The organism is Brucella sp. H1_1004 (assembly GCF_047308065.1).
Taxonomy (GTDB): domain Bacteria; phylum Pseudomonadota; class Alphaproteobacteria; order Rhizobiales; family Rhizobiaceae; genus Brucella; species Brucella pseudogrignonensis_B.
Map to the genome: position 1 here is coordinate 746,626 of NZ_JAYKZA010000002.1, position 13,889 is coordinate 760,514.

Here is a 13,889-nt window from a genome sequence, read left to right on the forward strand (position 1 = left end):
TTCATGTCTTTAAATGGCCAAATGACAGAGCGATACCTTCCGGAGCATGTTGCATGTGATCGGAACGAGGAAGTTTAAATGGACGATTACGAACGCTATGCCACAGGGCTGATGATCGTTTTTGGTGCGCTGATTGTCGGCGCGCTGATGGCAGCCAATCTTTACCATGGTGATAAGCCCGGATTTCTTTTTGCGCTGGGTGCAGCGGTGGTGGGCTGGTTTTCTGCTTTTGCCGTACTTTTCGACAAGCCTCGCGTCTATGGCGTGATGATCGCCGTGGCTATCGGCTTGGTCGCAGCCTCCATCGGCGCTTTCGTCACCTGATCTTTGACATAAATATTCTTATGAAAAGCCCCGGTTTTCCGGGGCTTTTTGCTTAAATATAAGGTGAGTAGCACTGGCGACGTGGGCCGTAATTAGGCTGGAATGTGTTGTCGTAAGCCCGGTATGACCGATAGCGATTATAGCACCAGCGCACATGCGCATTCCCGCCTCCGCGGTAGACAGGTGCAGGGCGATAGCGCGGTGGGTGATGACGATAGCGTGGCGGCGGGCCCCAATTCCGATGGTGTGGTCGGTAGTGCCTGTAGCCATCGCGATAACGCGGCGGATGGTGGCGCCAGCCGCCCCGGTCTCCACGATAGTCGTAATATTGAACAGTCTCGATCGGAGCCTGTGCACCCTGGCTGACAGTGGCTGCCAGACGGGCGACTGGCTGTGCCGCATCGGCACTTGCAGTGACGGCAGGCACGCCTAGGCCAAGTGATAGACACGCCGCGAAAAAGGAAGATGCTAATTTCTTCATTGGGGTCTCCCTATCTGAATTCTTATCTCAACGTCCCTCGTGCGATTTTGATCCTGCATTGTGGCGTGCCGGTGGCTTTGAAAGCTCACTTTTTCTTCAAACCAGCAATAGTTTAGTGAAAACGCGCGCTGCGATTAATCGAGTGGCGTCAGAATTGACATAAAGATATGTTTATGTCATTAAATCGACTTTGTGCGCTGTTCGCTCGTCAAGAGCGTCCCAGCGTGTATTCAATAAAGCAATCCAGGCATCGTCTTTTCAGAAAGTCCTTTGCGGATTTCGGGCTCTGCTGTAGCGATGAAGCGTATCAGAACACAGGCGGTAATCCCCTATGACGTCTTCCCTCGATAATCTTTTTGGTTCAACGGCAGTCAAGCCAGACGGTTCGGAAGTGCTCGCAGCACTCACCAAAGCCGCAAGTGAACGGATTCTGATTCTTGACGGTGCTATGGGGACGCAGATTCAAGGCTTGGGCTTTCACGAAGAGCATTTTCGCGGTGAGCGTTTCGGTTCCTGCGATTGCCAGCTTCAAGGCAACAACGACCTTCTGACGCTCACCCAGCCAAAGGCAATTGAAGAAATTCATTATGCTTATGCTATGGCCGGAGCTGACATTCTCGAAACCAACACATTCTCGTCGACGACGATTGCGCAGGCGGATTACGGCATGGAAGATGCCGTTTATGAGCTCAACCGTGATGGCGCGCGCTTGGCTCGTCGCGCTGCAATCCGGGCACAGCAGAAAGATGGTCGTCGCCGTTTTGTTGCCGGCGCACTTGGCCCAACAAACCGTACCGCTTCGCTGTCGCCGGATGTCAACAATCCCGGTTATCGTGCCGTCACCTTCGATGATCTGCGCATTGCCTATGCCGACCAGATCCGTGGTCTGATCGATGGTGGCGCCGACATTATTCTCATCGAGACGATCTTTGATACGCTGAACGCCAAGGCTGCTGTCTTTGCGGCTGAAGAAGTGTTCATTGAAAAGGGTGTGCATCTGCCAGTGATGATTTCCGGCACGATCACTGATCTTTCAGGCCGCACGCTTTCCGGCCAGACGCCAACGGCGTTTTGGTATTCGCTGCGTCATGCCAAGCCTTTCACTATCGGGTTGAATTGCGCGCTCGGTGCGAATGCAATGCGCGAACATTTGGCCGAAATCGCTGGTATTGCCGATACATTTGTCTGCGCCTATCCCAATGCTGGCCTGCCAAACGAGTTCGGCCAGTATGACGAAAGCCCGGAAGCCATGGCAGCTCAGATTGAGGACTTTGCGCGCGAAGGTCTCGTGAATGTGGTGGGCGGCTGCTGTGGGTCAACGCCGGAACATATCCGTGCGATAGCAGCTGCTGTTGCCAAGCATCCACCGCGCAAGCCGGTCAAGGTGCCGCCGCTGATGCGTCTGTCGGGTCTTGAGCCTTTCACCCTGACCAAGGATATTCCTTTCGTCAATGTCGGCGAGCGCACCAATGTCACGGGTTCCGCGCGTTTCCGTAAGCTCATCAAGGCTGGTGATTATTCGACAGCGCTGGATGTGGCGCGTGATCAGGTGGAAAATGGCGCACAGATCATCGACATCAATATGGATGAAGGTTTGATCGACAGCCAGAAGATCATGGTTGAATATCTCAATCTGATCGCGGCAGAGCCGGATATTGCGCGCGTTCCGGTGATGATCGACAGCTCGAAGTGGGATGTGATCGAAGCTGGCCTGAAATGTGTTCAGGGCAAGCCGATCGTCAACTCGATTTCGCTCAAAGAAGGCGAAGAAGCCTTCCTGCATCATGCGCGGCTGGTGCGTGCTTATGGTGCGGCAGTTGTCGTCATGGCATTTGACGAAACGGGGCAAGCGGACACGGAAGAGCGCAAGGTCGAAATCTGTACCCGCGCTTACAAGATCCTGACCGAGCAGGTTGGCTTCCCGCCGGAAGACATCATCTTCGATCCGAACGTCTTTGCCGTCGCAACGGGCATTGACGAGCACAATAATTATGGCGTCGATTTCATCGAAGCCACGCGCAGGATCACCCAAACACTGCCGCACGTCCATATTTCGGGTGGGGTCTCAAATCTGTCCTTCTCGTTCCGCGGCAACGAGCCGGTGCGTGAGGCGATGCACGCTGTCTTCCTTTATCATGCCATTCAGGTTGGCATGGATATGGGTATCGTCAATGCCGGGCAGTTGGCGGTCTATGACACGATTGATCCGGAACTGCGCGAAGCCTGCGAAGATGTGGTACTGAACCGTCGCGATGATGCGACCGAACGGCTGCTCGAAATTGCGGAACGTTTCCGGGACAGCGGCACCAAAGAAGCGAAAGCGCAGGATTTGAGCTGGCGCGAATGGCCGGTTGAGAAACGTCTTGAACATGCACTGGTCAACGGTATTACCGAATATATCGAAGCTGACACGGAAGAAGCCCGAAAGTCGGCGGCGCGTCCGCTGCATGTCATCGAAGGTCCGTTGATGGCTGGCATGAATGTGGTCGGCGATCTGTTCGGCTCGGGCAAGATGTTCCTGCCGCAAGTGGTCAAGTCTGCCCGTGTGATGAAACAGGCTGTGGCGGTGCTTCTGCCCTATATGGAAGAAGAAAAGCGCCTGAGCGGTGGTGAAGGTCGCCAAAGTGCCGGTAAGGTGCTGATGGCAACTGTGAAGGGCGACGTACATGACATCGGTAAGAACATTGTCGGCGTGGTGCTGGCCTGTAACAATTACGAGATCATTGATCTTGGCGTGATGGTGCCAGCGCAAAAAATTCTGGATACGGCGAAGGCTGAAAATGTTGATGTTATCGGCCTCTCCGGCCTCATCACCCCGTCGCTCGACGAGATGGTGCATGTGGCGGCTGAAATGGAGCGTGAAGGCTTTAATGTGCCGCTTCTGATCGGTGGTGCGACGACCAGCCGTGTGCATACGGCTGTGAAAATTCATCCACGCTATGAGAAGGGGCAGGCGGTCTATGTGATCGATGCCAGTCGCGCCGTGGGTGTTGTTTCAAATCTGTTGTCGCCTGAAAACAAGGGCGCTTATGTCGAGGACATTCGTGAGGAATATGCCAAGGTTGCGGCAGCGCATGCCCGCAACGAGGCAGAAAAGAAGCGTCTGCCTCTGGCTCGCGCGCGCGAAAACGCCCACAAGCTGGACTGGGACGCCTACACACCGCCAAAGCCAACATTTCTTGGCACAAAGACCTTTGAGAACTATGATCTGGCCGAGATTGCGCGTTACATCGACTGGACGCCTTTCTTCCAGACATGGGAGATGAAGGGGCGCTATCCAGCCATTCTCGAAGATGAAAAGCAGGGCGAAGCAGCACGCCAGCTCTGGGCGGATGCACAGGCCATGCTTGCGAAGATCATCGAAGAAAAGTGGTTTGCGCCGCGTGGCATAATTGGTTTCTGGCCTGCCAATACCGTGGGCGACGATATTCGTCTCTTCACCAATGAAAGTCGGAAAGAGGAACTCGCTACCTTTTTCACCTTGCGCCAGCAATTGTCCAAGCGTGATGGTCGCCCGAATGTCGCTATGTCGGATTTCGTGGCACCAGCCGATAGCGGCAAACAGGACTATGTTGGTGGCTTTGTCGTCACCGCAGGTATTGAGGAAGTCGCAATCGCCGAACGCTTTGAGCGCGCAAATGACGATTACTCATCCATTCTCGTGAAGGCACTGGCTGACCGCTTCGCTGAAGCCTTTGCCGAACTGATGCATCAGCGCGTGCGCAACGAGTTCTGGGGCTATGCGCCGGGCGAGGAGCTTACGAATGATGATCTGATCCACGAGCGTTATGCCGGTATCCGTCCGGCACCGGGCTATCCGGCGCAGCCTGATCACACCGAAAAGAAGACCTTGTTCGAGCTTCTGGATGCAACAGCGCAAACCGGCGTCGAACTGACGGAAAGCTATTCCATGTGGCCGGGCTCGTCGGTGTCTGGCCTTTATATCGGCCATCCCGAAAGCTATTATTTCGGCGTTGCCAAGGTCGAGCGTGATCAGGTCGAAGATTATGCCACCCGCAAGGGCATGAGCGTGGAGGAAGTTGAACGCTGGCTTGGCCCAGTTCTCAATTATATTCCCGGTCAGGCACCGGAACCGGTTGAAGCTGCTGCATAACCGTAGCGCATCTGAAAATCATAAGCCCCGCATTGCGGGGCTTATTTATTTAATTTTACTTAATTTTTATACAGTTAAAATAAGTACTGTTTTTTGAAAATTATAACAATATTCAAATGAATATGGGTGGATGACCTGTAAATCATATGGTATGTAATACAGGTGGCTCACGGTCTTGTGGTCGATAAATAAAATTCGGGTTCCGGCGCCATCGAATCCTCAACATTATTATTCGCTTGTCTGGCTTTTTAATTTTGGCCGGAGTGTGGCTCTTTAACTGATATTTCTCAGACGTTTTTAGTTGATCGAAACAATATTGGGATTCAAGTTATGCAATGGGAAGATTTTTACGAGACCATCCAATCATCCGATAATGCCGAAACCCTGTTCGAGCAGATTAAGACCTATGCCGCAAAACTTGGATTTGCCTATGTGTCTTATTCCATGTGTGTCCCGTCGCTGGATAGTGTATCGCGCTGGATACGCTTTGAGACCACGCCCGATGCTTGGCAGAAACAATATGCGGCGAAGAAATATGTCGAAATCGACCCTGTCGTGCGGGGCGGAATAAACAGCATTGAACCGCTCGTTTGGTCGCAGAAGCTTTTTGTCGAGACGCCCCAGATATGGGCAGATGCGCAGAGTTTCGGGCTTCGTGTCGGGATCTCTCAGCCATGCTGGGCTGCACAAGGTGTCTTTGGCATTCTCACATTTTTGCGTGACAAGCCTGCTTTATCAGAAGGCGAAATCTCGATGCTGCGTCGCCAGATGCAGATTGTGACCAATCTCTTGCACCTCGCCATGTATGAACATCTTAATGTTCCAAAAATCAACTGCGTATCAGAAGTGAATCTGACTGCACGCGAGCGTGAAATCCTTCGTTGGACAAGCGAAGGCAAAACCGCCGAGATTATTGGAACCATCCTCAGCATTTCAACGCGCACTGTGAATTTCCATATTAGCAATGTTCTCACCAAACTTGTTGCCGTCAACAAGGTACAGGCCGTCGCCAAAGCGCGTACATTTGGCCTTCTCTAACGACGTTTGATCCTTTGGCGGTTTGGCCCGAAGGACATTTTACTCCTTAAAAATCGGCTTAATACCACAAATTTAGTAGTATTTTCCGCAGCTTGGCCAAAAATTGCACTTTTCGATCTGGCGCAAGTTTGTTTCCGTTATCGCGTCAAAACAGGCACGTTTTCGCTTAACCCCGTCACAATACGCGATAGCATACTTTTCCTTTTGCTCTGTCTTTCACGACAATGCGCGGAGAGTGGTTTTCCAACGCCTGCGCCGGATCAAACCTCCCGTCATTATACTTTTCGAGCTGGTTTCCGGGAGAAACAGACGTGCATCACGCATCCCTGAGCAAGAACCTGACGCATCTTGAGCGTCTGGAAGCAGAAGCAATTCACATTTTCCGCGAGGTTGCCGCGACTTTCGAAAACCCGGTCATGCTCTATTCGGTGGGCAAAGATTCCTCAGTCATGCTGCATCTGGCGATGAAAGCATTCTATCCGGCTCCGCCGCCATTCCCGTTTCTGCATGTCGATACGACCTGGAAATTCCGCGAGATGATCGAGTTTCGCGATGCCCAGGCCCGCGAAAAGGGTTTTGAGCTGCTGGTTCATATCAATGAAGACGGCGTACGCGATGGCGTTGGTCCATTCACGCATGGCTCAAACGTCCATACCCATGTGATGAAGACAGTGGGTTTGCGGCAGGCGCTCGATAAATATAAGTTTGATGCCGCTTTCGGTGGTGCACGCAGAGATGAGGAAAAATCCCGCGCAAAAGAGCGCATTTTTTCGTTCCGCAACGCGCAGCATGGCTGGGACCCAAAGAACCAGCGTCCTGAAATGTGGAAGGTCTATAATACCCGCGTTGCAGCTGGTGAATCGATCCGTGTCTTCCCGCTCTCGAATTGGACCGAGTTGGATATCTGGCAGTATATCCTTCAGGAAAACATCCCGATTGTACCGCTTTATTTCGCAGCGCCTCGTCCGGTAGTCGAGCGCGACGGCATGTTGATCAAACTCGATGATGACCGCATGACGTTGCGTCCGGGTGAAAAGGTTGAGGAGCGGATGGTGCGTTTTCGCACGCTTGGCTGCTATCCATTGACGGGTGCTATTGAATCCAGCGCTACTAGTCTCTCCGATATTGTCGAGGAAATGTTGATCGCCCGCACCTCCGAGCGGCAAGGCCGCGCCATTGATCGCGATGAAGCCGGTTCGATGGAAAAGAAGAAGCGGGAGGGCTATTTCTGATGAACGCCCTATTGAAACCCTCTGTAACCAGTGCTGCCGTCAGCGATTTTCTCGCTGATCAGGAGCGTAAGACTCTGCTCCGCTTTTTGACTTGCGGTTCGGTCGATGACGGAAAGTCCACGCTGATCGGGCGTCTTCTCTATGACACAAAGCTGATCTTCGAGGATCAACTCGCGACGCTGAAGAACGACAGTCGCAAATTTGGTACCACGGATGATGACTTTGATTTTGCGCTGCTCGTTGATGGTCTGGAAGCCGAACGCGAGCAGGGCATCACTATTGATGTGGCCTACCGTTTTTTCTCAACCCCGCGCCGCAAGTTCATCGTGGCCGATACACCGGGCCATGCGCAATATACGCGCAATATGGCGACAGGGGCTTCGACGGCTGATCTCGCGATTGTGCTAATCGATGCGCGGCAGGGTGTTCTGACGCAGACTCGCCGCCATAGCTTCATCGCTTCGCTTTTGGGTATCCGGCACATTGTTGTGGCCGTCAACAAGATCGATCTGGTTGATTTTTCGCAAGATGTTTTTGATCGTATTGTTGCTAACTATATGAGCTTTGCCAAAGACTTGGGCTTTGCCAGCATTCAGGCAATCCCGCTGTCGGCGCGCTTTGGCGATAATGTCAGCAGCCGTTCGCCACGTATCGGCTGGTATGAAGGCCCTTATCTGTTGGAACATCTGGAAACAGTGCGTCTTGATACGGATAGTATCGGCAAGCCTTTTCGCTTTCCGGTGCAATATGTGAACCGGCCAAATCTCGATTTCCGTGGTTTTTCCGGCACTGTTGCCTCAGGTTCAATTGCTGAAGGCGATACGGTTGTTGTTGCTAAGTCGGGCAAACAATCGAAGGTGAAACGCATCGCCGCCTATGACGGCGACCTGGCTCGCGCAACTGAGGGGCAGGCGGTGACGCTGGTTCTCGAAGACGAGATTGAAGTCTCTCGTGGCAATATGCTGGTGGGTACAGAGGCGCGGCCAGAAGTGGCGGATCGCTTTAGCGCCAATATTGTGTGGTTCGGCGAAGAGGCCTTGCAGCCGGGGCGTTCTTATCTGTTGCGCACCGAAACCGACCAGACGCCGGTGACGATCAGCGAGATTAAATACCGCACTGACGTCAATACATTTGTGCGCGAAGAGGCAACACGACTTGACCTCAATGAAGTGGGGCTCTGCCATCTTCAGACAGCGGACCAGATTGTTTTCGATGCCTATTCGGACAATCGCGTGACCGGCGCTTTCGTGCTGATTGATCGTCTCACCAATGCGACGGTTGGCGCCGGTATGATTGATAGCGCATTGCGTCAGGCAACCAATGTGCATTTGCAGGCTTTTGACCTCGATAAGCAGGCACGTGCATCGCAAAAATTCCAGAAGCCGGCTGTGCTCTGGTTTACGGGCCTATCAGCTTCGGGAAAATCTACCATCGCCAACCTGCTCGAACAGCGACTTTATGCGTTGGGCAAGCACACTTATTTGCTGGATGGCGATAATGTCCGGCATGGCCTTAACAGCGATCTTGGTTTCTCGGATGAGGACCGTGCCGAGAATATCCGCCGCGTAGGTGAGGTAGCAGGTCTTATGGCCGATGCCGGGTTGATCACGCTGGTCTCGTTTATTTCGCCGTTCCGTTCCGAACGCGACCGCGTGCGGTCGCGTTTGCCGGAGGGTGAATTCATCGAAATCTTCGTTGATACGCCGATTGAGGAATGCATGGCGCGCGATCCGAAAGGGCTTTATGCGCAGGCGCTGCGTGGTGAGATCAAGGCGTTTACTGGCATTGATTCGCCCTATGAAGCACCGCACTCCCCGGAACTCCATCTTCACACCGCCGGGCGTGACATTGACGAACTCGTCGCGGAAGTAGAAAAGTATCTGGCCGAGCGCGGTGTTATCGGCAGTTATGGCAGTGATTCCTGGTCGATTTGAGACATGACAGCAGTAGTCTTTCCGAAAACTGATTCCGACAGCAAAGCTTTGCTCGCGGCACTGGAGAATGCTGCGCTTGAGGCTGGTCGTGTTATCATCAAGCATTATACGCAAGGATGCGCAGTTCATTCCAAGAAAGATCAGTCGCCAGTAACCGAAGCTGATCACGCGGCTGAGGCGATTATTCTTGCGGCCCTTGCGTCGTTTGCGCCCGATATTCCGGTTGTGGCTGAGGAGGAGGCTGCCGCAGGTCGACTGCCAGCGCAATTGGGCCGACGTTTTTTTCTGATTGATCCGCTGGATGGGACGCGGGAATTTCTGCTGCGCAATGGCGATTTTACGGTGAATATTGGGCTGATTGAGGACGGAGTGCCTGTTTTGGGGCTGGTCTATGCGCCTGTGCGCAACCTACTTTATGTGGGCAGTCGTGACGGTGCGCAGGAAGTGACAACATCTGCCGACCATCAAATCATAAGCAGGCGTGCGATTACAGCTCGCATTGCACCAGATGAAAAGACCGTGGTGTGCAGCCGCTCTCATTTGACGCCAGAAACCGAACAATTTCTGAAAAACAATCACAGTGGCAAATGTGTTTCGGTGGGGTCGTCGCTGAAATTCTGCATGATCGCGCGTGGCGATGCCGATCTTTATCCACGCTTTGGACCGACAATGGAGTGGGATACGGCAGCGGGCGACGCGGTGCTGCGTGCAGCCGGTGGCATGACAACGACTTTTGACGGAAAGTCGATGATCTATGGTGCGCGTTCTGATGGAAGCGTGAAAGGCTTCGCCAACCCGGATTTTGTGGCTTTTGGGGCGGGAGAAGCGCCAGTTTTCAGCTAAATAAGCCAGCTCACTATGCCGTTGAAAAAAATAGCTGAAAAAAAGCTGTTGCATCCCCTTGCAGGTTCAAAAGAGCGGCGCTATAAGCCGCTCACAGCAAGACGAAAGAGTCTCGCTGATATGGATACGGAGTGTAGCGCAGTCTGGTAGCGCATCTGGTTTGGGACCAGAGGGTCGGGAGTTCGAATCTCTCCACTCCGACCATTTTCCCCTCAAATAATGCTTAAATAGATTTGTCGAAAACTGACATGCGCATGAATGCGCCGTCATATTCGGCAATTTGCACCAATCTTTGCCGGTCGAGAATTTCAACTCTGTAAGATTTGAAGACCACCAGCCCTTCTTCACGCAACTCTCTCATCATGCGGTTGAGATGGATAGGGGTTAGACCCAGAGCATCGGCAAGCTGATATTGCGTAAGCGGACAGTAAAATGAATCCGGTTCGCCCATACCGCAGGATTTCACACGGTCGGACAATTCCAGCAGGAAATGCGCTGTGCGAACAAAAGCGCTGCGGCAGCCAACATTGGTTAAATGCTCAACAAGCATGGCGCGTTGTCTGGACAGCATCTCAATGAAGAGTAAGCCCAATCGGGGTGTTTGTTTGATTGTTTGTTCCAGCGACGCCAGCGGGATTTCGTAAATAGACATAGGCGTCAGTGTTTTAATCGTATTGTAGCTGTATCCGCCAGCAGTTCTTAATCCAACAAAGTCGCATCGCATTGGAAAGTCGATAATCTGGCGCTCTCCGCTGGAAAGATCGCGATAAACGCAACCCCAGCCCGTGCGTACCATATGAATGCTGCGGATTGATGCACCTTGATCGATGATAATTGCATCAGCTGGGTAGCTGTTCTCGGAAATTGCCAGGGCCTGCATGGCCTCTTTTTCGCGCGAATCCAGCTTGGCAAGAATTGGAGGCGATTCCAATAAGTTGACCAAGCCGTCGATCAGTAAAGCAGTGGTGTGTTGGTTCCCACTATGCATTCGCTGCCCATGCTCAACGAAAGTTATAGAATTTATAACTTTCTGTTCCCGAAGTCGTTCTTATGGCCAGCACATTTTTTTATAAACCGCTAACATAAGTTAATGACACGTTTATTTGCTGGTATCAATATTTAGACCAGTCTTCAGCGGGGTTGGCAATGAAAATCCCAATAAAGTGCCGAAGTTTTTATCGTAACTAGTGTTTTGTATCGAGTAAAAACATGAGTAGTAGAGGAAACTAAGCAATGCTTCAAATAAGAGAGCCTCACTTATGGGCAGCATCCGATGGTAGTCGTGAGGGTGCTTTTACTTCTTTCGGGGAAAAAAAAGAGAGTGAAGAAATTGCAACGGGTTTATCTGTTCAGGATGAGCCTCATCTTATGCTCCTCTGTAAAAGTAACCTTGAACGGGAATGTCTTTTTAACGGACTGATGATGAATGGTCTGAAACTTCCCGTTGTCAGTTATGCCGCGGCCTACAAAAATATGCCGCTGAACGGCGCCATTGTTGTGCTTATGCATATCGGCTCTAAACGTCTTGCCGACCCGTTTTTTTCGGATGAAGTAGAGTCTGCCGTAAAAGCTTGGCATCCTATACCCGTGGTGTTGCTGGCAGAGCGTGAAGAGTGGTCACAGGTTTTGCGTGCAATGGAAATCGGTGTGCGTGGCTATATTCCGACATCGGTTGATGTTCGCATTTGCGTAGAAGCTATTCATCTTGCGCTCGCTGGTGGCATGTATGTGCCGGCCTCTATGCTCATGAAACCGCCGTCTGAGGAAATGACGGACGATGTGCTGGGCGAGTTGCTGACTATGCGTGAGATTGAGGTCGTTCATGCAATCAGAGTTGGTAAATCGAACAAAATTATCGCATTCGAGCTGGGAATGAGTGAAGGCACGGTCAAAGCTCATGTCCATAACATCATGCGAAAGATCGGCGCTGCCAATCGCACGGAGGTCGCTTGCAAATTACACCAGATGTACGGCAACAAGTTCGGCGAGGAATGAAGTCGTTAGCAAGATACAGTATTAATTCCGAAAACCAAGAAGCGTCGCCTGATAGGGTCAGACGACACTTCTTGGTTTTTTGCACCTGTGTTGAGTGATATTCTTTAATAATGATATCGGTGTAGGGGCAGACTTTCATCTGCCCCTACAGAATGAGAGTGGGTATCCTTTGAGGGGCTCTCATTCTTTGCTTTGTGGAAGCCTGTCGAATATTCTTCCATCTTTATTTTTTGTGCTGGAAAAATTCTCTGTCGAGCTTTTGCTGTTTTCGTTTTTTCTCAACAGGTAACCGCTCCAGTTCCAGTTCATTTGATTTTTGTTAGCGTCGAAGGCTGATACTGCCGGATGATCCGCCGGATGTGGTGCCGAAGGCTGTGCCTGCCGAACTCCCGCCAAGAAAGCCTGTCCCAGATTGTGCCATGGCAGCGGACTGACCGCCTGAGCCGGAGGTGAAATAGCCGGAGCCTATTCCTGTGCTGCCGCCATAATGTCCGACCTTGCCGCCAATGCCGACGACTGTGCCCTTGCCTTCGGCCCAGCCGGTTGTCGCTGCCTGACCGGCTGCGGTAGAGCCAGCGCCGAACGCAAACCCGCCGGTAACAGCTGAGCCCGCACCACTGGCACCGCCAAAACTGCCATTCCAGTTTACTGTTTGCGCGGCAGCTGGCAGAGCGCCTGCCGCAAGAAGTGCGATAGAAGCGATTATGATTTTCTGCATGATGAGATGTCCTCCGCGTGTTGAATGAGTTCTCAATCCGATTTCGGTAGGCATATCCGAACGATACACCCCGCTGCCCATCCGCGTTCGGCCGTGCTGCATGTGTAAGGGGCTATATCGTAGGGTTGCCGGCCCAAGACTTCTCTGAAAGCCTTTTTGGGCCGGGCATATGTGCTGACGGTCACATCAGAGGGCGCGAGCAGTACCAAGCCTGTCCTTTGCTTGCCGTACTGCGTAGAACACATCCCTTGGCGCGCAGCTGATCCGAACTCAGCCCGAGTGCTTTGGCAGAATACGTCCGCTTGGCCGTCATCGGTTGTGATGATGCAGTCCTCGTGTGGGCGCTGGCTGGAATTGCCGCGGGTTCCTCACTTGATACAGATGCAAAAAGCGGGGCCTGTCTTGCCGGACGCTGCGCTGCTTGTGTGCTCGCAAGCCCCTGAGAAGGGCAAACAACGCCTGTCGCGTTGAGCGATGCTCTGACTTCTTTGTTAAGACAAATCAGATCAAGTGCCGCTCTGTTTTGCCCCATGCCGAGAAGTGCTGCGGCATAAGCACGGCGGTTGCATTCGCGCATTTCGTAGGTGCTGCCAAAGCCGAGACCCCAGCCTGTTGCACCCACACCAACGCTCGTTGAACCCGCACATGAATGAACCCCTGCTGCAACAAGTCCTGGTGCAAAAGCCGGCACCGTGGTTTTGATTTTATCTGGCGAGTTTCCGCCCCCGCCGATAGAAATCGCAGTTGCTCCGGCTTGTGATGATGAATTTGTGTTGTTGTCTACGTTTACTGTTTGAGCAAATGCACTGCTTCCAATAAGAAAAAGTGTGCAGGAAGTCAAAATGATACCCAATTTAGACATAGCTAACCCCTTCCGTTAAGAAGATTTATTTCAGATTGACTGCTATGATAAAGGCGCGACTTATCATTTATATTTAAATCCATTTTATGAAAAAGAGGATTTCCTGAATAATATTTAAATTATCAATCCGGGAAACATGTTTGTTTGGCTTAATTCTATTCGGAAGGTGTAGGCACTCTCAAAAATCGTGAGGCTTTTTGCTATCTTTTGAACGGTATTTTTCGGAAATGAAAAACTTTAGGATTTGAAATAAACGGACGTTTATTTGGCGATACCTCTAAGGAGGGGCAGAGAGGGTGAGTTTCTGCCTGTTTTGTCATCAGGTGGTTGCTTTCTTTTGCAAAACAG

11 protein-coding genes and 1 tRNA gene are annotated in these 13,889 nt (G+C 51.9%); 8 read left to right on the plus strand and 4 right to left on the minus strand.

The annotated features are described in order from the left end of the window. The first annotated feature begins 78 nt into the window (after positions 1-78). Positions 79-324 (plus strand): hypothetical protein, encoded by a 246-nt coding sequence (locus U2P60_RS10800; RefSeq protein ID WP_007873334.1) that lies wholly within the window; start codon positions 79-81, stop codon positions 322-324. A gap of 52 nt (positions 325-376) precedes the next feature. On the opposite strand, the gene U2P60_RS10805 is transcribed toward U2P60_RS10800, so the two are convergent. Further along, a complete protein-coding gene (locus tag U2P60_RS10805) occupies positions 377-805 on the minus strand; it encodes a BA14K family protein (protein WP_413572602.1) in 429 nt (142 codons plus the stop codon). 331 nt (positions 806-1,136) lie between these two features. Between U2P60_RS10805 and metH the strand changes: the two genes are divergently transcribed. The 6 genes from metH (at position 1,137) to U2P60_RS10835 (ending at position 10,170) form a co-directional block, all read left to right on the plus strand. Then, complete coding sequence (gene metH, locus U2P60_RS10810; RefSeq protein ID WP_413572604.1) at positions 1,137-4,919, plus strand: methionine synthase; 3,783 nt, start codon at positions 1,137-1,139, stop codon at positions 4,917-4,919. Between the two features lie 330 nt (positions 4,920-5,249). Further along, positions 5,250-5,957, plus strand: a complete 708-nt coding sequence (locus U2P60_RS10815; RefSeq protein WP_413572605.1) for a LuxR family transcriptional regulator — start codon at positions 5,250-5,252, stop codon at positions 5,955-5,957. A gap of 311 nt (positions 5,958-6,268) precedes the next feature. Continuing rightward, on the plus strand, positions 6,269-7,189 hold the full coding sequence (cysD, locus tag U2P60_RS10820; RefSeq protein ID WP_413572607.1) for a sulfate adenylyltransferase subunit CysD: 921 nt from the start codon (positions 6,269-6,271) through the stop codon (positions 7,187-7,189). Next, positions 7,189-9,123, plus strand: a complete 1,935-nt coding sequence (gene cysN / locus U2P60_RS10825; protein WP_413572608.1) for a sulfate adenylyltransferase subunit CysN — start codon at positions 7,189-7,191, stop codon at positions 9,121-9,123. The genes cysD and cysN overlap by 1 nt, the downstream gene beginning before the upstream one ends. Positions 9,124-9,126: 3 nt before the next feature. Next, positions 9,127-9,966: a 3'(2'),5'-bisphosphate nucleotidase CysQ gene (gene cysQ / locus U2P60_RS10830; RefSeq protein ID WP_413572610.1), complete on the plus strand. Its 840-nt coding sequence runs from the start codon at positions 9,127-9,129 to the stop codon at positions 9,964-9,966. 127 nt (positions 9,967-10,093) lie between these two features. Further along, positions 10,094-10,170, plus strand: a tRNA-Pro gene (locus U2P60_RS10835). A gap of 19 nt (positions 10,171-10,189) precedes the next feature. Here the strand turns inward: U2P60_RS10835 and U2P60_RS10840 are convergent. Further along, positions 10,190-10,954: a Crp/Fnr family transcriptional regulator gene (locus U2P60_RS10840; protein WP_313827833.1), complete on the minus strand. Its 765-nt coding sequence runs from the start codon at positions 10,952-10,954 to the stop codon at positions 10,190-10,192. Between the two features lie 245 nt (positions 10,955-11,199). On the opposite strand from U2P60_RS10840, the gene U2P60_RS10845 reads away from it, so the two are divergent. Further along, positions 11,200-11,961: a response regulator transcription factor gene (locus tag U2P60_RS10845; protein WP_313827834.1), complete on the plus strand. Its 762-nt coding sequence runs from the start codon at positions 11,200-11,202 to the stop codon at positions 11,959-11,961. Positions 11,962-12,280: 319 nt separating this feature from the next. On the opposite strand, the gene U2P60_RS10850 is transcribed toward U2P60_RS10845, so the two are convergent. Then, a complete protein-coding gene (locus U2P60_RS10850; RefSeq protein ID WP_313827835.1) occupies positions 12,281-12,679 on the minus strand; it encodes a hypothetical protein in 399 nt (132 codons plus the stop codon). A 181-nt stretch (positions 12,680-12,860) separates the two neighbouring features. Next, a complete protein-coding gene (locus tag U2P60_RS10855) occupies positions 12,861-13,541 on the minus strand; it encodes a hypothetical protein (RefSeq protein WP_413572612.1) in 681 nt (226 codons plus the stop codon). Positions 13,542-13,889 lie beyond the last annotated feature (348 nt).